At 45.3% G+C, this 25,215-nt stretch carries 7 protein-coding genes; all 7 read left to right on the top strand.

Annotated features, from left to right (window positions below; translation table 11 throughout):
• The first annotated feature begins 141 nt into the window (after positions 1-141).
• Positions 142-1,083, top strand: a complete 942-nt coding sequence (locus OCV54_RS07065) for a hypothetical protein (RefSeq protein WP_055147034.1) — start codon at positions 142-144, stop codon at positions 1,081-1,083.
• Positions 1,084-1,108: 25 nt separating this feature from the next.
• Entirely contained in the window at positions 1,109-2,071 is a 963-nt protein-coding gene (locus OCV54_RS07070; RefSeq protein WP_055147031.1) for a glycosyltransferase family 2 protein, read from the top strand.
• Between the two features lie 46 nt (positions 2,072-2,117).
• Positions 2,118-3,353 (top strand): serine hydroxymethyltransferase, encoded by a 1,236-nt coding sequence (glyA, locus tag OCV54_RS07075; RefSeq protein ID WP_015533968.1) that lies wholly within the window; start codon positions 2,118-2,120, stop codon positions 3,351-3,353.
• 97 nt (positions 3,354-3,450) lie between these two features.
• Positions 3,451-4,425, top strand: coding sequence for an LCP family protein (locus OCV54_RS07080; RefSeq protein WP_158576563.1), 975 nt, complete (start codon positions 3,451-3,453; stop codon positions 4,423-4,425).
• A gap of 7 nt (positions 4,426-4,432) precedes the next feature.
• Positions 4,433-5,395, top strand: a complete 963-nt coding sequence (srtB, locus tag OCV54_RS07085) for a class B sortase (RefSeq protein WP_055147022.1) — start codon at positions 4,433-4,435, stop codon at positions 5,393-5,395.
• Between the two features lie 104 nt (positions 5,396-5,499).
• Positions 5,500-6,123 carry a hypothetical protein gene (locus tag OCV54_RS07090; RefSeq protein WP_015533966.1) on the top strand — a complete coding sequence of 208 codons (624 nt, stop codon included), beginning with the start codon at positions 5,500-5,502 and terminating at the stop codon, positions 6,121-6,123.
• A gap of 202 nt (positions 6,124-6,325) precedes the next feature.
• Entirely contained in the window at positions 6,326-25,183 is an 18,858-nt protein-coding gene (locus tag OCV54_RS07095; protein WP_055223252.1) for a fibronectin type III domain-containing protein, read from the top strand.
• Positions 25,184-25,215: the final 32 nt, after the last annotated feature.

The raw sequence follows: 25,215 nt of genomic DNA on the forward strand, positions 1-25,215 counted from the left end.
TACAGGTCATACAGAGAAGGGCACAGGGGTAATACTCCTGTGCCCTTCTCTGTATTCACAAAAAATGAAATTAATGGTATAATTGGCGCTGATGAAAAATGTTCGGTATATTATTTGAAATTTACATGAGGAGGGCAGGGAGTGAGTACAGAGAATGTCAGCTTAAAAAAGATAGATCTTGGCGATTATGTTTTTCTGGCGAGACCATGCGTGGCTGTTTCGGAGGAGGCTGTGAAGCATTTGGCAGAAAGGGCCGTGCAGGGAAAACTGGAATTTATCGGAGTGTTTGATGACAGAATGGATGACAGTGTCCAGCGGGAAGTGGTTATGAGCTTGGCATCGTCTCCTGAGATATCGATAGCGATACGGCATGTGTGCGCGGGGCTTTACAGCAGAAGCTTTCTGGACACATACTGCGACGGAGTGGAGGCACATCAGCAGGGGCTGTTTCCTGATCTGTATATATTGTGGATGGCATTTGTACATGCTGATAGGGCGATGTTTGCAGCCTGTGACATGTGTGACAGAGTTGAGATAGACACAGTGTGGATAGACGATGTGGATGCGGCGTACACGGTCAATATAACCTACGACCGCATAAAGGATCATCTCATGCAGGACTGGTCTGTGTGGGAGAAGTGGAAGGGATATTACACTCTTCAGAGATGGAGATGTTACTACGAGATGCTTCACTGGATGACAGAGGATGCGGGCTGGCAGTTTGCTGAGCGTATGGCTGTTGATTTCCACAGGAGCATGGAACTTGATGAGCTTGACCAGGAGCTGTTCAGCCAGGAGGAGAAGACAGGGCTTTATGTTCTTGCTAAGGATCCGGGATTTCTCAAGAGATATTATCTCGGCAAGGTAGTCTACAGCAAAAAGATATTTGACCTTAACAATGAACTGGGGCGACGCGCTGAAGAGCTGGATGCGAGTCACAGAGAAAATGATGAACTCAGAAGAGAGATGGAAGCTCAGCGGATCAATTATGAGACATCAACCACTTTCCGTGTGGGCAAGGCTGTGATGTTTGTTCCGGTGACACTGAAGAAGGCTGTAAAGAAGCTTTTGCATAGAAACTAACAGATGAGATGGAGGGGGTGTATCAGTGATTGATGTATCGATTGTGTTGACAGTATACAATGCGGAGAGTTACATAGAGGGATGTCTGGACATGATAACCGGACAGACCCTTAGAAATATACAGATAATATGCGTTGACGATGGATCCACCGATAATTCGTCGCAGATCATAGAACAGTATGCGCAGAAGGATGACAGGATCGTACTTATAAGAGAGAAGAATGCCGGAGCGGGTGCGGCAAGAAACCGTGGAATGCAGGAGGCAACAGGAAAATATATACTGTTTCTCGACTGCGACGATTTCTACGAGCCTGAGATGGTAGAGAAGGCTTTCCGCAGAGCCGAGGAGGAGCAGGCGGAGATAGTCATCTACAAATCAGACCAGTACAACATGGATACTGAGGAGTATGTATATGAGAAGTGGGCCATGATAGAGTGGGCACTTCCACCGTATGAGCCGTTTAACCGCAGACAGATATCCACAAATATATTCAGAGCATTTGTGGGATGGGCGTGGGATAAGCTGTATCTCAGGGAATTTGTGATGAAGAATGATCTGAAATTTCAGGAGCAGAGAACCACAAATGATGCGCTGTTCGTGTTCAGCGCGCTGGTGCTGGCTGAGCGCATATGTACAGTAAGTGAGATACTCATCCACAGAAGAGTGGATACCCGGGATTCGCTGTCCAAGACCAGAGAGAAGTCGTGGGATAACTTCTATCACATGCTGCTGGCACTCAGACAGATGCTGAAGGATCACGGTCTGTACACAGAGATAGAGAAGGACTATATAAATTACGCTCTTCACTTCAGCCTGTGGAACTACAACACGCTGGCGGAGCCGACAAAGACAAAGCTCAGAGAGAAGCTTCTCGGCGAATGGTATGACGAGCTTGGAATATCCGCAAGACCTGAGGAATATTTTTATAATGAGTACGAGTATGGCCAGTACAAGGACATGTTAAATTTTACTGTTGAAAAACAGTGATATATATGAGTATAATAGGAACAAATTTTTGATGGAGGTAAATTCGATGTTCAGTTTTGACGAGATAACAAAGGTAGATCCAGAAGTAGCGGCAGCAATGACAGACGAGTTCAACAGACAGAATAACAATCTGGAGCTCATAGCTTCCGAGAATATCGTATCAAAGGCGGTTATGGCAGCCATGGGCAGCCATCTCACCAACAAGTATGCAGAGGGATATCCTGGTAAGAGATATTACGGTGGATGTCAGTATGTGGATGTTGTTGAGGACCTTGCGAGAGAGAGAGCCAAGGAGCTGTTTGGCTGTGAGTATGTGAATGTACAGCCACACTCAGGAGCACAGGCAAACATGGCAGTATTCTTCGCAATACTTAATCCTGGCGATACATTTATGGGAATGAATCTTGATCACGGCGGACATCTCACCCACGGTTCACCGGTCAACATGTCTGGAAAGTATTTCCACTGCGTGCCATACGGTGTAAACGATGACGGATTTATAGATTATGACAGAGTTCTCGAGATCGCAAAGGAGTGCAAGCCAAAGCTTATCGTAGCAGGAGCTTCAGCATATGCCAGAGCTATTGATTTCAAGAGATTCAGAGAGATCGCTGATGAGGTTGGAGCATATCTCATGGTAGATATGGCACACATCGCCGGACTTGTGGCAGCAGGACTTCACATGAGCCCAATCCCATATGCCCATGTGACAACAACCACAACGCACAAGACTCTCCGCGGACCTCGTGGTGGTATGATCATGTGCAGCAACGAGATAAATGAGAAGTTTAATTTCAACAAGGCCGTATTCCCTGGAATCCAGGGCGGTCCTCTCATGCATGTGATAGCCGGTAAGGCAGTATGCTTCAAGGAGGCTCTTACACCTGAGTTCAAGGCATATCAGGAGCAGGTTGTCAAGAATGCGGCAGCACTTGCAAAGGCACTCATGGCAAGAGGCTTTGATATTGTATCAGGCGGAACAGACAATCATCTGATGCTCATGGATCTCAAGAGACTTGGACTTACAGGTAAGGAAGTTGAGAAGCTTCTTGACGAGGTTCATATCACAGCAAACAAGAACACTGTTCCAAACGACCCTAAGTCACCATTTGTAACAAGTGGAATAAGACTTGGTACACCAGCCGTTACCACAAGAGGTGCAAATGAGGCTGACATGGAGATCATAGCAGACGCCATAAAGGCAGCAGTCCTTGACAATGATAAGGCAAAGGCTGAGCAGCTTGTAAAGAGTATTGTAGAGAAGTATCCACTGTATGCATAATCGATAAGAAATATTGATGCATTGCAGTACGTCAGGCATATAAGATAAGAACAAGAGCGGCACGGAAGTTTCCGTGCCGCTTTTTGAGAACATGAACATGAAAAGTAACAGTAAAGTTAAGAAAAAATTACTCATAGCAGCCGTGGCTGTTCTGGCTATAGTTGTGGCGGTGATCCTGGTATGTGCGGCATATCTTCATGCGGGCAGAAGCTCCCTCAGAGGACAAAGATCCAGGGATGCTGAAATGCTGTATGAAGGTCACAGCTACATGTATGATGAAGACAACATTAATATACTGTGTATCGGTGTGGATGCCAGAGGAGAGGCTGACACCGTGGGACAGGGGGATGCCCTGATACTTGTCACACTCAATGTCAGGGACAAGACGATAAGATGCCTGAATATCAACAGGGATACTCTGGCACCTGTCAAGGTATTTGGTGTTGCGGGCAAATATATCACGACCCAGAATCTTCAGGCAGCACTGGCATTTTCATATGGCAGTGATGTGGCTGACGGTGCGGAACTCACGGAATATACGGTATCAGAACTGCTTGACGGACTTCCGATACATGCATATGTGACGCTTGACTTTGATGGGATCAGCAAGATGAACGAGCTTGTCGGAGGAGTGACGGTGAAAGCCATGGAGGATCTGGACAGAGCAGATATACGCCAGGGCGAGACAGTGACACTGTCGGGGGAGCAGGCGGTATATTATGTGACGGAGCGCAACAGTGCCTCGGAGGATATAGGAACAAATGCCGCCCGTATGGACAGGCAGAAGCAGTACATGTGTGCATGGTGCGGCCTGCTAAAGGAAAAGCTTAAGAGAAATCCCCTGAAGATATGGGATATGTATGAACAGATGTCGGGATATATATCAACAGACATATCCAGAACCGGGATGCTGTATCTGGCGTGGAAATTTGCCGGGGCGGAGTTTACTGATGACGGAATGTATGAGTTCCCGGGTTCATATGAGAGAGAGAATTATTATGATGAATATATTGTTGACGATGCGGCGTTAAAGGAGCAGCTTGTCGAAATGTTCTACAGAGAAGTGGAGTAATGCCTGTATGCAGAACGATGATAGACAGGAAGAATTAGAAAGAAAAATTGCAGAGGCGGTGGCGCTCGCGCAATCCGTTGTCGAGGACAATGAGCGGGAAAGTCACGCAGAAAATGGAAATACCGACAGCCCTGAGATAGAGGCAGTGATGACCGAACCGGGAGGAGAGCGTAAGAAGCTCTTATGGAAGGTGGTCTTGGGGGTATCATCGGTGGTTTTGCTGGTGTGCATCTGCCTGATCGTGAGATATGCGTTTGCACATAACCGGAGCAACCGTGCAAACCGGGCACTCAGGGAGTATGTGGATTATGGAACAGATGGAGCTACGGAGAGCGATGCCTCGTCCAAGCAGGATGCAGGAATTGATGATGTGATATTCCCGCATGTGAAGGTGGACTTTGATGAACTTCAGAAAAAGAATCAGGATATATGTGCGTGGATATACATACCTGGAACAGATGTCGATTATGCGGTACTGCAGGGCAGTGACAACAGCTATTATCTGAGCCATGATGCATATGGGGAGTACAGCCCTGATGGAGCAATCTTCATAGACTCTGCAAATTCCAGAGGATTTTCGGATTTTGATACGGTCATGTATGGACACAACATGTCCAGTGGAACTATGTTCAAGACTCTGCACAATTATGAGGATGAGGAATTCCTCAGAAACAACAGGAATGTGTATGTATACACACCGAACAGTACGCTGTGTTATACGGTGTTTGCTGCATACAGGACAAATGACAGACATATATTCACATACAATGATTTCTCTGACAAAAAAGGCAGACGGTCGTACATAGATGGAATATTTGACGAGAATTTTGATACTGGGGTTGTGCAAAATGACCAAAAAATAGATGTTGACAGCAGACTGCTGACTCTTTCTACATGTTGTGGAATGGATGGAAAAAGATGGATCGTGCAGTCGGTACTCACAGGGGAAATAGAAGCGGATGCCAGATAAAAAAGGGAGTTTTGCACAATTGACGCTCTCTTTTTATGATGGTATACTTTGGAACAAAGTATGATGTCAGGAGAAGGACATCAGGGAGACAAGGAGTGAAGGTTATGACAACAAGATTGGGGAAGGCAGCTTCATTTAAGAGAAAAGCGGCAGCCTGGCTTGCAGCGGTGGCGATAACATTAGGCTGCGGAACAACAGCATTTGCGAATAACAGCCCGGAGAATGATTATGAGACAGATTCGACACACATTCTCATATCCGAGGCGGATACAACTATAGCGGATATTGACAATCTCATGCTTGGAGATGCACCATCGGAGGTGCTTGGAGATAAATCACTGGATGGATATTCAACTCTTGCAGTGTTCTCAGTTACAGCGGTGAATGATTATGATTATTCTGAGATAGAGACGACAAAGATCAGAGGAGCGGCCATCACCAGTGATATGACAGTTCAGGTGAGATTTCTTCCGGATGACGGAGACTGGACCAAGATCCCATTCAGCGTAGAGAGCGGAGTTCTTCTGGCAGAATTCCCATCGGATGGACAGCTTGCAGTGTTTGTCAAGGATGACATAGATATACCGGATGATGATGATCCTCAGACTGCGGGTGTATCACAGGCAGGAAAGGCACCACAGACAGGAGACAGACTTCCAATATACATATTTACCGGAATCGTAGCGGCGGCACTTGTGGTTGTATCAGTGAGAAAGATAAGAAAATAATATATAGTGTATATAAAAAAAAGAACTTTTGCATATATATGTGCAAAAGTTCTTTTTTATGTTTAGAAAGTCAAGTGATTATTTCATAAAGCACATTGAATAACATATTGATTTTTGGTAAAATTGTATATAAATGGGGGTTCCAGACACTTATACTGGTTATTCCGCAAATGTACATATCAAGAAAGGCAGGGAGTAATTTATGAGAAGAAGTTATGGCAGACGAATGATCGCATTTCTCATGGCATTCATTATGGCATTGTCCGTATTGTTCCAGAGTGATATTGCGATCGGAGGGATTGCGCAGGTGCTGGCGGCACAGTCACAGAATGTGGCGACGGCCAGTGATGCGGAGAAGCAGAGTGATGTGGGGGATTCTGTTGCCACGCTGGCGGCGGATGATGCCATAGATCTGAATGCGGACGGATATTATTGTTATACAACGGTGACATCCGGTAAGACGTATTCGGGAAAACCATGGACGCTCACTTCGTCAGAGCTGGTGGTAAAGAAGATTGGAGATACGACCAACGACACGAAGCTGTCGTCAGATTATTATACTGTAGAATACAGTAACAATGTTAATGTTGGTACGGCAACAGTTACAGTCAGAGGTAATGCAGACATGAACTGCAGCGGTACTCTTACATGTACCTTTACTATAAAGGCAAAGAGTATAACTTCGACTGCACTTTTCTATATAGATGGAAAAGAGAAAGCGAACCAGCATAAAAATTGCAAAAATAAAATTTACACATATCAGGCTGGTGGTGTATGGCCGCAGATATATGTAAAGACAGCGAATACATCATCAGGATATTTCCTTACAGAAGGAACTGACTATGTTGTCGATTATTATAACAACGACGAGGAGTCAGAGGTAGTGGAGGATCCTCTTGGGGACGGCCCTAGAGTTGTAGTGTCCGCTGCAAAGAACAGCAATTATAAGATCGGTAGCGACGGAGAGTATTACATATACTACGGAATCAGCGCTGCAAACCTCAGTGATCAGGAGATATCACTGGAGGGTGATACATTTGTATATACAGGAAAACCTATAAAGCCGGCTGTTAAGATACTGGACAAGACCAACAACAAGTATCTGCACAGCATAGACGAGTGGGGTACAAATGACTATGAGTACAAGGTTGAGTATACCAACAATACAGATGTTGGAACAGCGACTGTCACAATAACAGGAGCACCTACCAGATTCAAGGGAACTGTAACCAAGACTTTCCAGATCGTGGATCAGGGAACTGAGGTATACAGCATAGCAGACGCTGACGTTACGGTGGATGACGACCTTGTATATGACGGAACTGCCAAGACTCCAAGTCCGGTGGTTAAGTATAAGGGCACGACACTTGTCGAGGGCAAGGATTATAAGGTGTCATACTACACCAACAATACAAATGCATCCACATCCACATCTAAGCCATCACTGACTATATCAGGACTTGGTTCATATGTGGGTTCAAAGACGGTGAACTTCACCATCAAGCCTAGGAGCACGGAAAATCTCTCCGTAACATTTGATGATGCAGTGTTCAACACCGCAAACAACATAACGATACAGGTTTCTCCACAGAATATTTCTGTCAAGGATAAGGAACTTGGAACTACACTTAAGTTATCCCAAGATTTCTCATATGACTTCAGTGAGTATTGGAATGCCAAGGATTACAATGTAGGAACACATAAGTTTAATATAGTAGGTATTGGAAATTACACTGGAACTGTTCCATGTGAGTTCCAGATTGTTGCAGCGGATATATCCAAAGCTGTAATAACTGCCGATGACGCCGAGTACACAGGTTCTGAGGTGACCACAACCCTGTCAAAGGTCACATTCAGCAATACGGATCTTGTGGAGGGCGTTGACTACGAGATATCAGGTTATGAGAACAACGTGGAGATCGGAAATTCAGCCAGAGTCATGATCAAGGGTCTCGGCAATTTCCAGGGAACATGTGTAGGTACATTTGCGATAAAGACATCTAAGATCAGCATGAATGATGTGGAATTTTCCACGATATCATCGATGAAATATACCGGAGCACAGTTGAAGCCGGATGTGACATTGACATACGACGGCAAGACACTTGTGGAGGGAACCGATTACTCTGTTGCTTACGGCGAGAATATCGTGCCGGGAACCAACAATGGTAAGGTTACATTTACAGGTATGGGAGACTATGCGGGTACTGTGTACAAATCATTTAACATACTTGCAAAGTCATTCTCAGATGCCGATGTAAAGCTGACTGTGAATAAGTCCAGTTATGAATATACCGGAGAGAACATAAAGCCGGATATAACAATTACATACAACGGAATGACATTGGTTGAGGGAGTTAACTACACCTTCCCGTTCAGCTACAAGGAGACCGGAACATGGACAGTTATTGCCATGTCAGCATCGGTATATTATTCCGGTTCAAAGTCATTCCAGATCACTATAGTTGCTCCGTCAGGTGATATGGGCAAACTTACATATGAGGATATACCTGACCAGTATTATAACGGCGGCGAGGTGAAGCCGGAGCTTACCATTAAGAATGGCAGTTATGTTCTGAAGGAGGGAACAGACTTCACAGTCACCGACAGAAAGAACAATGACAAGGTAGGAACTTCTACTATTACTATAGAAGGAATGGGCTCATACAGCGGAACTAAGGTTCTTGAGTTCAACATTTTACCTAAGCCTCTTGAGAACTGCGATGTCAAAGATATATCCGACAGCCAGTACACAGGAGAGGCATTAGAGCCGGCAGTCACCATCAAGAATGGCAGTGTTGAGCTGGAGCAGGATGTAGACTATACGGTAGAGTACAGCAATAACACGGATGTGACAGATGAGGCCAAGGTCGTAATAAAGGCTGCAAATGATAATTATACAGGCGAGATCGTCAAGTATTTCAAGATAACACCTGTTTCAATCATTTCATCTTCAAGCGGAATGGGAATAACCCAGGCCGACCAGTCACAGATGTACACAGGTATGGCCATCGAACCGGTGATAAATGTAACTAGATACGTTAATGGTGAAATTATCAAGCTGGAGAGAGACAAGGACTATACTGTTGAGTATGCGAATAATATAGAGGTAACAGGTTCAGGAGAGAAGGCTTCGATCACTGTAACCGGTATAGGAAATTACACAGGACAGAAGGTTATACGTTTCGAGATAGAGAAGAGAGCTGTGTATAACTGTCAGATGGATGCTATAGCGGATCAGTTGTGGACAGGGTCAGCTATAACACCTGAGATCAATATATACAACGGTGAGATCAAGCTTGTTGAGAATGAGGATTACACAGTAGAGTATGCAGACAACACGGATGCCGGAAAAGCGTCAGTGACCATAACAGGCTGTGGTGATCATTACACAGGTCAGATCATCAAATACTTCAATATTACTAAGGAATTTATAGACATAAGCACAAGTGACAAGATCACTTTGACGGGACTTGAGGATCAGTCATACAACTTTGGCATGGCGGTCAGACCAAGCTTTACTCTGAGTTATGACGGCGAGGAGATGACAGCCGGATCAAACGGTGATTATACATATACCTTCAAGGACAACTATGAGGTCGGTACCGCAACACTTGTCATAACAGGTGTGGGCAAGTACAAGGGAACAAAGGAATACACGTTCAAGATCGCCAAGTATGACATATCAGGTGATACACTGATCATATCAGGCGACACATTTGAATATAGCGGTACTGCTATCAAGCCATCACTTGTGGCTGTGAAGGTTGGAACCGTCAACAGAATAACATCATTTGATGATTTCAATGTCACATACGGTGAGAATACAAATGTTGGAAATGGAAGTGTGACCATCACTCCAAAGGCGGACAGCAGCTATACAGGAGAGCTCACACAGAAATTTGTAATATACAAGAAGAGTATTACAGGTGCAACAGTTTCAGCTTCAAGTGTGACATACACAGGTAAGGCACAGACTCCTGCGGTGACAGTTACATGCAAGGACGGAATGGCAGTGCCTTCAGGAAGTTATAGCGTTGAGTATGCCAACAATATCAATGTTGGTACAGCTAAGATCACGGTAACAGCTCTGGAGAATGGCAATTTCGATGGAACCGCTACAGGAAGCTTCGAGATAAAGGCTATAGATATTGCCGGAGCCGATGTGGCTGATATAGCTGACCAGACATACACAGGCTCAGCGATAACACCGGATATAACAGTCAGCTACGATGGCACCGAGCTTGTTGAGGGTGAGGACTATGTTGTATCTTCATATGATAATAATGAGAATGTCAGCACGGCTTCAGCTAAGGCGTCGATAACCATAACTGGTAAGGGCGTATACAGCGGAACAAAGAAGATCGAGTTCAATATTGTTCCTGCATCAGTCAGCAAGGCAGTTGTAACAGGCGTTGAGGACAGTGTGGTATACACTGGCGCAGATATAACATTTGCAGGACTGGCAGTTACAGTGTCGGGCAGAAAGCTCACTGCTGCTGACTACACAGTGAAATATACAAATAACAGAAATGCTTCCACAACTGACAGCAAGGCAGAGATACTTATCACAGGTAAGGGCAATTACACCGGTGAGAAGATAGTTCAGTTCGTGATCGAGCAGAAGGATATAGCAGATTGCACAGTTCAGCCGATCAGCGCACAGATCTATACAGGAAAGGCTGTTGAGCCTGAAGTGACTGTCACTGACGGTGCAAACACTCTTGTAAAGGGAACGGATTATACCGTTGCATACAGCAACAATATCAATGTCACAACAACCGAGTCAAAGGCTGTTGCTGATATAAGTGGAACAGGCAACTATAAGGGATCTGTGAAGGCAACATTTGATATTGCCAAGAAGATCGTCAAGATAACAGATGCGGATGTTGCTGATATAGCAGATCAGACATACCACATGGGAGATAAGATAGAGCCGGCTGCAACAGTCACAGTGGATGGCGTGAAGCTTGACGCTGACTGCTATACGGTAACTTATACAAACAATGTGAATGTCGGAACTGCGACAATGACAGTTACAGGTATCGCCGTACAGGGATATTCAGGAACTGTCGAGAAGACATTCAAGATACTTCCATTGTCTATTGCAAAGGCAGTGGCATCTAAGACTTATTCAGCGGTGTACACACCGGCTGGAAGGACATTTACAGTGGAGAGCTTTGACATCACAGTTGATGGCAAGAAGTACACTGTGACGGACATGTCAGATTTCACTGTAACACAGAAGAACCTGATAAATGTTGGAACAGGAACAATAACAGTTACTGCAAAGGCTGACTGTAACTTTACAGGAAGCTTTGATATCGCAGTGACAATAACTGCAGCGAAGATAGAGGAGAGCTGGGCAAGCCTTGAGCAGACAGAGTTCAGCTATACCGGATCTGAGATAACTCCTGAGCCGGTTGTCAGAAGTGGAAATGTCATTCTCAAGAAGGATGTCGACTATACACTCAGCTACGACAGCAATGTGGAGTGTTCCGATAAGGCAAGCGTGATGGTGACAGGTACAGGTAACTATACAGGAGAGGTAAAGCTTCTCTTTACTATCGGTGCGAAGTCGCTCACGGGAGCAAAGGTAAGTGCTCAGGCACAGAGCTATACAGGTAAGCCGCTCACCACGAAGATCTCAGTTGTACTTGGAGACGAGAAACTTGTGGAGGGCCAGGATTATACAGTAGAGTATGTAGAAGGCGAAGTTACAAATGCAGGAACCGGTAAATTCAAGATCAAAGGTAAGGGCAACTATACCGGAGAGCTTGACGGCACATTTGTCATAAATGTGAGAAGTATAAATGCTGAGGGCATTACGGTTGCAGGTGTGGCAGATAAGACATACACCGGATTTGAGATAACACAGGATATAACAGTTAAGGATGGAGATGCGGTTCTCACAGAGGGAACAGATTACACTGTCGACTATGAGAATAACGTCAATGCATCGACCACAGATTCAAAGGCTGCAGTTATAGTCAGAGGTAAGGGTAACTATGACAGCAGTACAACAAGACGTGTAGAATTTACAATTGGACAGAAGGATATAACAGATGCAGAGATGGACGGCGTGGAGAGTTCAGTCGTATACACAGGAAAGGCTATTACATTTGATCAGGCTGTGCTCACTGTGGACGGTGTTAAGCTTGTAAATGGTGTGGACTACGAGACTGAATATGTCAACAATCTGAATGTATCTACTGCCAGCAGCAAGGCGAATATCATCTTCAGTGCAAAGGGTAATTATACAGGAAAAGCAAGCTGGACATTCACTATCACAGCAAAGAGCATAGAGGATTGTACAGTCAGCGATATTCCGGGACAGACCCACACAGGAAAGGCACTTACACCTGACATAACAGTCAAGGATGGCAGCAGAACTCTTGTGAAGGGCACGGATTATGATGTCGTATACAGCGACAATATTGAGGTGTCAACAGCAGACAAGCCGGCAAAGGCGGTTGTCACAGGAAAGGGCAACTACACCGGATCTGTACAGAAGACATTTATGATAGCAGAGAGAGTTATAGATATAACACCTGCGGTCATCTCTATAACAGACAAGGGACCATTTGTATATAACTATGGCAAGCAGATCACACCGGCTATATCAGTTACACTGGATGGAGAGGTGCTTCCAGAGGATGCGTATACAGTAAGCTATCAGAGCAATGTGAATGCCGGAAAGGCATACATAATCGTGACAGGAGCCGGAGAGTATCATGGAGTCATAGATACATCATTTACTATCGAACAGCTCGATGTGACAGGAGGAGTCCTTGAGCTTGAGAAGGATGCTTACGGATATACCGGAAGCGAGATCAAGCCTGTAGTGACAGGAATCACTCTGGCTGGCGGCAGCATAGAGCCTGGCACAGATTTTGACGTGACATACAGCAACAATATAAATGTAGGCAGTGGAGAGATAGCTCTCACAGCCAGAAGCAGTTCAAACTATAAGGGAACAGTTACAGGCAAGTTTGCGATCACTGCGGCAGACATCACAGATGCCCAGCTCACGGTTGCCGATCAGACATACACAGGTGCTGCACTCAAGCCGGCAGTGACAGTATATCTGGGACAGACAAAGCTTATAGAGGGAACAGATTACACAGTGGGATATGCTGACAATACCGATGCCGGAACAGCAACGGTTACTGTAAAGGGTATGGGCAACTATGCCGGAACAGTTAAGACGACCTTCAAGATCGCAGCAAGATCCATAAGTGCAGCAAAGATAACTGTTGCAGATCAGGTGTATACTGGAGCTCCGCTTACACCGGAGATAACAGTTACATTAGGTGGAAAGCAGATCACAGACACCGAGTATGATGTTGACTATAGTGGAAATACCGATAAGGGTACAGCCACAGTGACGATAACAGGTAAGCACAATTACACAGGAACAGCATCAGAGACATTCACCATATCCGCAATGGATATAAGCAAGTGCGTGGTCTCACCTATAGCGTCTGTTGTATACGACGGAACAGCCCACAGTCCAAAGGTTACAGTCAAGAACGGAGAGATAGTTCTGACAGAGGGCAGTGATTATGACGTCACATACAGCGACAATGTAAGTGTTACAACAGACTCAAGAAAGGCAAAGGCAACTATCACAGGCCGTGGAAATTATACAGGTCAGTGTGTGGCTGAGTTTGAGATAACAAAGGCAGACTTTGCAGATGCAGTCATAACAGGAATACCTGAGAGTGTAGAGTATACCGGTGAGAGCATAGTCCTCACAGGATATGAGCTCACACTTGGAGATACAAAACTTGTAGAGAATCAGGATTACGTTGTTGAGTACACTGATAATAAGGAGATCGGAACAGCGACTGTCAGATTCATCGGAGCAGGCAATTACAGCGGTGAGAAGACTGCAGCCTTCAAGATAACAAAGGCAGATATAGCAAACTGCGAAATCAGCCCGATCCAGGGACAGACATGGACAGGTAAGGCCATAGAGCCGGTGCTCACCATAAAGAATGGCAGCGTCACCCTGAAGGCTGGAACAGACTATGAAGTTACATACAGCAACAATATAGACGAGACGGATGAGGCGAAGGCAGAGATCACCGGTATTGGCAACTATACAGGAACTGCTGTAGTCTACTTCTCGATAACAAGAAGCGTTGTGGATATAAACGGCGCTACAGTGTCGGCTATACCGGCGCAGACATATGCATTTGGCAAGGCTGTAACTCCTTCAGTCACTGTTATGTATAACGGAATTACACTGAAAGAGAATACAGATTACACCTTAACATATGAGAACAATATAAATGCTGGAACAGCATATGTGATCATAACCGGAACAAAGTATTACTCCAAGACAAAGAGAGTAAGCTTCGCCATCAACCCTGCGGACATATCAGCAGGCCGTGTGGTTATAGATCAGGAAAGCTTTGTGTACACAGGAAAGAGCCAGAAGCCTGAGGTTACAGGCATAGAGTTTGGAGATGTGATGATAACTGATATGGACAGCTTTGACATAAGCTTTGGCAGCAATGTCAATGTAGGAACAGCGTCCATCAGCGTATCAGCAAAGAGCAACACCAACTACAAGGGCAGCGTGACAGGTGAGTTTGCCATAACAGAGGCAGATCTGTCAGGCGCAGCAGTTGAGGTAGACGATGCGGTATATCAGGGAACACCTCTTACCCCGGCTGTCAGGGTAACACTTGGTACAGTGGTTCTGACAGAGGGCAGGGATTACACTCTGAGCTACAGCAGTAACACAAACGTAGGCAAGGGTACTGTAAAGATTACAGGAAGTGGCAATTATAAGGGAACCGTCAGTGCAGAGTTTGCTATAACAGAGAGAACGATCACTGATGCCGATGTGGAAGTCGCAGATCAGATCTACACAGGTAAGGAGCTCACTCCTGATGTGGAAGTAACACTTGGAGACAAGCTTCTGACAAATGGTGTGGATTACACAGTTACCTATGAGAAGAATGTCAATGTCGGCACGGCAAACGTTGTAGTAAAGGGAACCGGCAATTATAAAGACACTATCACAAAGACCTTTAGAATAGCTGCAGCAGACATTTCAAGTGCAGTTGCGTATAAGATCAGTGATCAGACATATACCGGAAATCCTATCACCCCGGCAGTGACAGTAAGCATGGCTGATGGAACAACACTGAAAGCCGGTGTTGACTATGAGGCTGAATACACAGGAAACACAGATGTTACGACAAAGGATGCACCTGCACAGGTGGTTATCACAGGAAAGGGCAACTATGTAGGAACCCTCAGAACAACATTTGCGATAGTACCTAAGTCACTTACAGGAGTCGCCATCAGCGGATACAGTGAGTCTGTGGCTTACACAGGTGCTGATGTGACATTTGCAGATATTATAGTTGCCGATGGAAGCGAGATCCTCACAGAGGGAATTGATTACAGGATCACATACACAGGCAACAAGGCAGTCACAACAGAGGATGGTACATACTTTACAGTAACAGGTACAGGCAATTACACCGGAAGCAAGGATGTACACTTTGTGATTACGGAAAAGGATCTCAGGGAATGTGATGTCGAGGAGATTGAAAGCCAGGTATACACAGGAAAGGCCATAGAGCCGGAAGTAACGATAAGAAATGGTAATGTTCTTCTTGTGAGCGACGTTGACTATGATGTCACATATGAGTCGAATATAAATGAGACTACAGAGACAACAAAGGCTAAGGCTATAATCACAGGAAAGGGCAACTACACAGGAAAGGTAACGAAGGAATTCGTTATAGGAAGAGTATTTACAGATATATCAAAGGCTGAGATAGAGGCTATTCCGGATCAGACATATACATTCGGACAGGCCATAACCCCTGAAGTCAAGGTAAGCTTTGGAGGAAAGGCACTCACACTTAACACCGACTATACAGTGACTTATACCGATAATATTGATGCGGGAACTGCAACTGTAAAGATCATAGGTACAGGTGATTACAACAAGTCAGTTACAAAGACATTTGTCATAAAGCCGGCAGATATATCAAAGGCGTCAGTAGTTCTCAGGGGAACATCATTCACCTACACAGGTGAGGCGATTACACCTGCAGTGACAAGACTTGGCGTTCCTAATGGTGGTGTGACTGAGAGTATCACAGATCTCTCTTCATTCGCTGTGGAATACAGTGACAATACAGATGCCGGAACGGCAAAGGTTACTGTAAGTGCAGGAAAGGATACGAACTACACCGGAACTGCATCAACTACATTTACTATCACAAGAAAGAGCATAAGCGGTGCGGTCGTGAGCGTGGCAGATGCTGAGTACACCGGATCAGAGGTTATACCGGATGTAAAGGTAACTCTGGGAGATAAGGTGCTGACAGCCGGCGTGGATTACACGGTATCGGCTGAAAACAATGTAGAGGCAGGAGAGGACGCTCTGTTAAAGATCACCGGATGCGGTAATTATGAGGGCGTACTGAGCCAGACATTTGAGATCAGTGCAAAGAGCATAGACGGCGGAAAGTGCAGCATACCGGCTCAGGTATATATAGGATCTGCGCTGACACCTGATGTAGTTCTTGAGGTTGGAGGCAAGACTCTGACCAAGGGTGAGGACTACACAGTTACATACGCAGACAACATAGATGTCACAACGGCTGAGAAGAAGGCATCAGCGATCATCAAGGCCATGGGCAACTACACAGGAAAGCTCACAGTTTACTTTGACATCACGGCAAAGACTCTTACAGCAGCCGATGTTGACAGCATTGATGCTCAGGAATACACCGGCGAGGCGATAGAGCCAGTGGTGGTCGTAAGAAACGGAGACACAGTTCTTGTTGCGGGAAGAGATTACGATGTAACATACAGCAACAATACAGACAAGACTACAGAGGCGAGAGCAGTAGTCAAAGGTAAGGGTAACTATCAGGGAACCGTTACAAAGCTGTTTGAGATATGCGGAGCAAGCATAGCACCGGCGGTTGTGACAGGAATACCTGAGAGCGCAGAATATACAGGTGACAGCATAACCTTTAAGGACATAACAGTTGTGATGAATGGAAAGACACTTGTATATGGAACAGATTACACAGTAAGTTATGAGAACAATGTCAATGCAACCACTGAGGACAGCATGGCATACGTTATCATAAAGGGTAACGACAACTACGGTGGACAGATAAGAACAGCCTTCAGCATAACCCCAAGAAGTCTTGAGAAGTGCAAGGTCGATGCCATCGGAGGACAGACATATACAGGCAGGGAGATCACCCCTGAGGTTACAGTAAGAGATGGATCAAAGGTACTCGAAAATGGAAGAGACTACACGGTATCTTACAGTGACAATATCGAGGTGGGCAAGAATGCCAAGGCAGTTATAGAAGGTAAGGGCAACTACACCGGACAGCTTACAGCAGAGTTCACCATCGCAAAGGAAGTGCTCGACATTTCAAATGCGGTGATAAGTGATATCGCAGATCAGTATTACAACTTCGGTGAGGAGCTCACACCTGCACTCAGTGTAAATCTTGGAGGAAGAAAGCTTACAGAGAATGTTGATTACAGCGTAACCTACACTGATAACATTGAGGCCGGTACGGCTACAGCTACAGTGAAGGGAATCGACCAGAATAAGGGCGAGGTAAGTAAGACATTCAAGATCCTTCCTATAGATATAACAACTGCAGAGATCGCACTTGTGAAGGATTCATATGGTTTCACAGGAGATGCGGTAACAGCAGATGTAGAATCGATAACAGTCACAAGAAATGGAGTTAAGAAGGTACTCACAGATCTCGCAGGATTTGAGATCACATGTACAGACAATGTAAATGTCGGTACGGCTACAGTTAAGATCGCCGCAGGCGAAGGCCAGAGCTATACAGGAAGCACAAGCACATCCTTCAGGATCGTTGCAGCTTCAATAGAGCAGGCAGAGGTCAGCGTTGACAGTGCAGTATATACGGGAAGCGCGATCACTCCTGTATGCAGAGTAGTTCTTGGAGGAAAGACTCTTGCAGAGGGCGTTGACTACAAGGTAACAGTTTCAGGCAATGTGAATGTTACTGACAATGCACTGGTTACTATAGAGGGAACCGGAAATTACACCGGAAAGCTCTCACAGAAGTTCAGCATAACTCCTAAGAGGATATCACAGGCTGAGGTAAAGGCCGATGATGCTGAATACACAGGAAGCGCAGTTACGACAACAGTCAGTGTAGTCCTTGATGGAAAGACTCTTGTTCAGGGAACTGACTATAAGCTCAGCTACAGCGACAATGTGAATGTCACATCTGACACAGCAAAGGCTGTTGTGACAGTGACAGGAACAGGCAACTACACAGGAACAGTCCAAGGAGAGTTCTCTATAACTCCTATGGATATATCAAAGCTTGACATACCGGAGATACCAGATCAGACATACGGCGGTCAGGCAGTAAAACCTGAACTGAGAATTGTAAATGGCAACAATGTTCTCTCAGAGGGCACTGATTACACAGTGGCATACGAGAACAACGATTCGGTTACAGACAAGGCCAGCGCTATTATCTCAGGTAGAGGAAGCTACAAGGGATCAGTGACCAGAACATTTGCTATAAAGGCATACAGCATAGACAATGCAGAGATAAGTGGAATCCAGGATGCGGTAGTATTTACAGGAGATGCCATTGAATTTGCAGATATAGCAGTTGTAGTAAACGGCAGGACACTTGTGAACGGTACGGACTACACAGTAAGCTACGAGAACAACCTGAACGTTACAGATGAGAAGAATCCTGCATATGTGATCATAAAGGGCACAGGAAACTACGGCGGACAGGTTAGAACAGCATTTGCCATAACAGCTAAGAATATCGGCAGATGCAGCATTGATCCGATTGGCGGACAGATATACACAGGTAAGGCGGTTGAGCCTGAGATCACAGTCAGAGATGGCGCAAGGATACTGGAGACCGGAAAGGATTATGACATTACTTACAGCAACAACACAGATGTGACAGACAGTGCTGAGGTCACCATAACAGGTAAGGGCAACTACAGAGGCAGCAACAGTGCGGTATTCACCATCACACAGGAGGTTGTGGATATATCAAAGGCTGTAATGAGCAAGGTCGATGACCAGTATTACAACTTTGGAAATGCCATAAGACCAGAGGTTACACTTACATATGGCGGCAAGACATTGACACAGGATGTGGACTACGAGCTTGTATACATCGACAATATCAATGAAGGTACGGCGACGATACAGGCAAATGGTATCAACAAGAACACAGGCTCGGTGAGCACAACATTTGCCATAAAGCCAGTAGATATAACAACTGCTGAGGTTGTACTTGAGAATGACTCATTTGAGTACACGGGATCAGAGATCAGACCTGCAGTTAAGATGATAACAGTAAGCAGGGATGGCAAGGCGACGGCAGTGACATCTATGACAGCATTTGATGTGACATACACGGACAATACAAATGTCGGAACTGCTGGTGCGGTTATAAAGGCAGCACAGGGAAGCGGATTTACAGGATCTGTGACAAAGAAGTTTGAGATCACAGAGGTGGATATCGCACAGGCTGTAGTTGATGTGGAAGACCATGTGTACACAGGAAGTGCAGTAAAGCCTGCATATACAGTGACACTTGATGGCAAGAAACTCACTGCGGGAACAGATTTCAATGTGGTGTTCAGCAACAATGTAAATGTTGGAACAGCAGCCATCCTCACAGTGACCGGTACAGGAAACTACAAGGGAACAGTTGTCGCATACTTTGCGATAACTGCAAAGGATCTGAGCAAGGCAGATGTGAATGTCCAGTCATCAGTTTACACTGGAAAGCCACTTACACCGGCTGTGACAGTAACTCTCGATGATGAGATATTAAATGCAGACATTGATTATGTTGTTTCTTACAGCAACAATGTGAACGCTACGACAGCAAAGTCAAAGGCGACTGTGACCGTCAAGGGAACAGGAAACTATAAGGGCACTGTGACTGCTACATTCGACATTGAGCCAAAGGCGATCAATGAGGCGAAGATCAATGATATACTGGATCAGATGTACAGCGGCAGTGAGATCAGACCGGATGCAAAGGTGACACTCGATGGAGTACAGCTTGTTGCAGGAACGGACTACACTGTGACATATGAGAACAACATAGAGGTTTCAGATTCAGCCAAGCTTATCGTAACCGGTAAGGGCAATTACAAGGGAACTGTAGAGAAGAACTTCAGTATAAAGAGTCTCACTCTTGAGGACGCAGAGGTATCAGGTATACCAGCCGGCACAGAATACACAGGAAAGACCATAACATTTGGCGAGATCGTTGTGACACTGGTCGGAAAGAAACTGTCCGAGGATGAGGATTACACAGTAGAGTATAAGAACAATGTAAACGTGACAGACAGTGCGGAGGTTGTGATAACAGGTATCGGCAATTACAGCGGAGAGCTGAGCAGAACATTCAAGATCACAGCTAAGGACATAAGCAAGTGTAGAGTCGATGCGATTGGCGGACAGGTACACACAGGAAAGGCTGTAACACCTGAGGTCACAGTGAGAGACGGAACACAGGTTCTCGTGTCTGGAACAGATTACAAGACAGAGTACAGCAACAACATAAATGAGACAACGGCCAGCTCGAAGGCTGAGATCAAGATCACAGGATCTGGTAACTACACAGGAAGCATAACAGTGAACTTCACGATATCTAAGAATCTTGTGGATATATCCAAGGCTGTGATAAGCAAGATCAGTGATCAGCTTTACAACTTCGGCCAGCCGCTCACACCGGATGTGACAGTTACATTTGGTGGAAAGACACTTGTATACGGCGAGGATTACGCACTCGTATATGTGGACAACATCGATGAGGGTGTGGCAACCGTAACAGTTAGAGGTATCAATTCAAATACCGGATCTTTATCGGCTAAGTTTAACATCAATCCGGTCGATATAAGTGATGGACAGATAGCTCTTGATGCATCCGAGTATATGTATACAGGAACAGCAGTAAAACCGGTGATCAATTCATTTACAGTGAAGAGAGCTGGAAAGACAGTGACAGTTACTGATTTTGACAACCTTGAGATCAGCTACTCGTCAAATACAAATGTTGGAACAGGTAAGGTTACTATAAAGGCACTTGAGGGTGAAGGCTTCACAGGAAGTGTCAGCAAGACATTTGCAATAGTAGGTGCTTCAGTCGACAATGCTTCAGTAAAGGTTGGAAACGGAGTTTATACGGGTGAAGCTGTAACTCCGGATCACACAGTTACACTCGGAGGCAGGACACTTGTTGAGGGACGCGACTACAGAGCAGACTACAGCAACAATGTGAACGTGACAGACAGTGCAGTGCTCACCATCACAGGTATGGGTAACTACAGTGGAAGCACCACAGCAAGATTTAAGATAAGTGCCAGAAATCTTGCAGATGCAGACATTACGGTGGCATCGGCAAGATACACAGGAGATCCACTTACACCTGCAGTTACAGTTTCACTTGGCGGAACAGCTCTTGTGGAGGACAGAGACTTTACAGTTTCATACAGTGACAATGTGAATGTCACAACAGACACAGATAAGGCAGGCGTTACCATCACAGGTATAGGCAACTACACTGGAACGGCGGTTGAGAAATTCGATATCGCAGCTAGAGACATATCTCTTGCAGAGATAAAGGACATCGACAGACAGAATTATACCGGTAATGCGGTTACACCAAAGCTCACTGTTGTTGACGGACAGAGAGAGCTTGTGGCAGGCAGGGATTACACCGTAAGCTACAAGAACAATGTCGAGGTGACAACGGCAGCAGTTGCGGTGATAACAGGAAAGGGCAATTATTCAGGAACTGCCAGCAAGCTGTTTGCTATTGGCGGTGCAGATATTGCAGATGCAGATATAACAGGTATAAAAGACAGCGTAACCTACACAGGAAAGGCAATAACATTTGCCGGACTTAAGGTAACATACGGCGACGATGTACTTGTGGCAGGAAGAGACTACACTGTATCATACAGTGGAAATAAGAACGTGACGGACAAGGCAAGTGTTACCATCACAGGTATTGGCAACTACACAGGAAGTGTTAACAGATACTTTGCTATAACAAGAAGAAATCTTGCAGACTGTCATGTGAGCGAGATCGAGGGTCAGATTTACACAGGCAAGAAGATAGAGCCGGAGCTCACAATTACATATGGAGATCTGGTGCTTGTAGAGGGTGTTGACTACGAGATCGAGTACAGCAATAATATTGAGCCTACAGCAGGCGGACAGTCGGCAAAGGCAACAGTAACAGGTAAGAGAAGCTACACAGGAACTGTGGAGAGAGAATTTACCATTACAAAGGATCCTGTAAATATAAGCGGAGCCAAGATCAGTGCAATACCTGATCAGGAGTTTGCAAAGAAGAATATCACACCTGCGGTAAATGTTACATACGGTGGCAAGACGCTTGTACAGGGAACTGATTACAAGGTTTCATACATCAATAACTATAATGTTGGAACTGCCACAGTGACGATCACAGGATATGGAGACTACGTAAGTTCTAAGACGGCAACTTTCGAGATCGTCAAGAGAGACGTAACAGGTTATGTAGCAGAGCTTTCAAAGAGCAGCATGACATACACCGGAAAGGCACTCACTCCATCAGTTACAGCTATTAACAGCAGTGACGGAGCATTTGTGCTTGACGATGAAGATATCGCGGGCTTCATAGTGAGATATGCTTCAAATGTAAACGTTGGAACAGCAACGGTTACAGCTACAGCAGGAAGCCGGTCTAATTACACAGGAAGTGTGACAGCAACATTTGCCATAACAGCGGCATCAATCGATAATGCAGTAGTTGTGGCAGAGGATACGGAATACACAGGAAAGCCGGTAACTCCAGCCGTTACAGTGACAGTCAACGGTGTTGTGTTATCAGCAGCGGATTACACAGTGGCTTACAGTAACAACACTGAGGTCGGAACCGCAGAGGTAAGCATAACAGGAAAGGGCAACTACACCGGAGAGACAACAGGTACATTTGAGATAACAGCAAGAAGTATCAAGAACTGTACAGTTGAGTGCAGTACATCGATCGAGTACACAGGAAACCAGCTCATACCTGTTGTAAAGGTAAAGAATGGTGATGTGGAGCTGACAGAGGGAGTTGACTACATACTCAGCTTCGATATGAACACAGATGTGACAGGACGCGCAAAGGTGGTTGTGACCGGTAAGGGCAACTACAAGGATTCAGTGACAAGATACTTTGCAATTACAAAGAAGAGTATCGCTGGAGCTGAGATCAAGGGTATTACAGGAAAGGTATTCACAGGTAATGCAATAACACAGGATATTGAAGTTGAACTGGATGGACAGAAGCTCAGCCAGGGAACGGACTATACTGTGAAGTACGAGAACAATGTTCATGTAGGAACAGCAGTCATAACAATAACAGGTGCAGGCAACTACACAGATTCTGTAAAGAAGAGCTTTGTGATAAGCAAGGCAGATATAAGCAACACGGCTGTTATAAACGGAATTGAGTCCGAGGTTATATACAAGGGCACAGCATTTAAGTTTGATAATGTCACGATAACATGGGGAACAAATGTGCTGAAGGAAGGCAGAGATTACACGATCACATACCAGAACAACAGCGGAATCACCATGACGAGAACAAGTAAGGCTTCAGTCACTGTGAAGTTCATGGGCGACTACAAGGGAAGCGTTACAAAGCAGTTCAGGATCAAGGCATTTGACATATCAAAGGCAACCGTATCAGCGATAGCAGACAAGACCTACACAGGATCAGCGATCAAGCCGGCGGTTACAGTTAAGATCGGCAGTACAGTGATAAATCCAAAGGAGTACACGGTTGAGTACAGCAACAACGTGAAGCCGGGTGTTGCAAGTGTTACGATCACAGGACTTAACAACTTCTACGGAACAAAGAAGGTTACATTCAACATCCTTCCTGCAAAGGTGAAGAACCTTGCGGCAAGCGGTGAGACAACAACATCACTGAAGCTATCATGGAGCAGCAGTGCATATGCCCAGGGATATGAGGTGTACAGATATGATACAGGTAAGAAGACATATGTGAAGGTTGCAACAGTGAAGGGCACAAGCAGCAATATCACAGGTCTGGCAGCGGGAACTGATTACAAGTTCGCGGTATCAGCATATGTGAAGTCGTCAGGCAAGACACTGTATAGCGAGAAGACAGTCATAAATGCAGCAACAAAGCCAGCTAAGGTTTCAGGTATTTCATTCAGCAGCAGGGCAGAGAAGTCGATAGCGCTCAAGTGGAATACAGTTAAGGGAGCTACAGGCTACAAGGTATACAGACTTGTAGCAAAGGACAATTACAAATATCTTGGTTCGACATCAAAGACAGCTTATAATGTAAACGGTCTGACTGGAAGTACAGCTTACACATTCAAGGTAGTTGCATACAAGAAGGTCGGCAGCAAGGAGCTCGTTGGTGAGGATGCTACAGCAAGGATCATGACAACGCCATCGGCAGTCAAGAATCTTAAGATCAGTGCCAGAAGCAATGCATCGATAACGATGAAATGGAGCAAGGTAAACAACGCTGATGGATACATAGTTTACAGATACCGCGGCAACAGAGCAGTCAAGATCAAGACCATCACAAGCAAGTCAAAGGTCGTATTTGTAAGCTCAAAGCTCAGTGCCGGAACAACGTATAAGTACAGAGTTGTGGCATACAAGAAGGATGGAAAGGCGATCGTAGAGAATGCCGGAACATATGTATCAGGATTTACACTTCCTGCAACACCTGTTGTATCAGCGAAGGCCGGAGTCAAGCAGGCGAAAATTGCATGGAAGAGAGCCAAGGGAGCAACAGGTTACATCGTATACATGTCAACATCAAAGCGTGGCACGTATAAGGCTGTTGCAACTATAAGAAAGGCAGGAACTACTTCATACACCAAGAAAGGCCTGAAGAAAGGCAAGACATATTACTTCAAGGTGCGTGCATTTAACAAGTCAGGTAAGACAACATATAAGAGTTCATACTCAACAGTAAAGAAGATCGTTGTCAAATAGTGACTGACAGTTAGATAAGGGAAAGCCGGAAA

Origin of the sequence: Coprococcus aceti (genome assembly GCF_025567285.1) — a bacterium.
Classification (GTDB): domain Bacteria; phylum Bacillota; class Clostridia; order Lachnospirales; family Lachnospiraceae; genus Coprococcus; species Coprococcus aceti.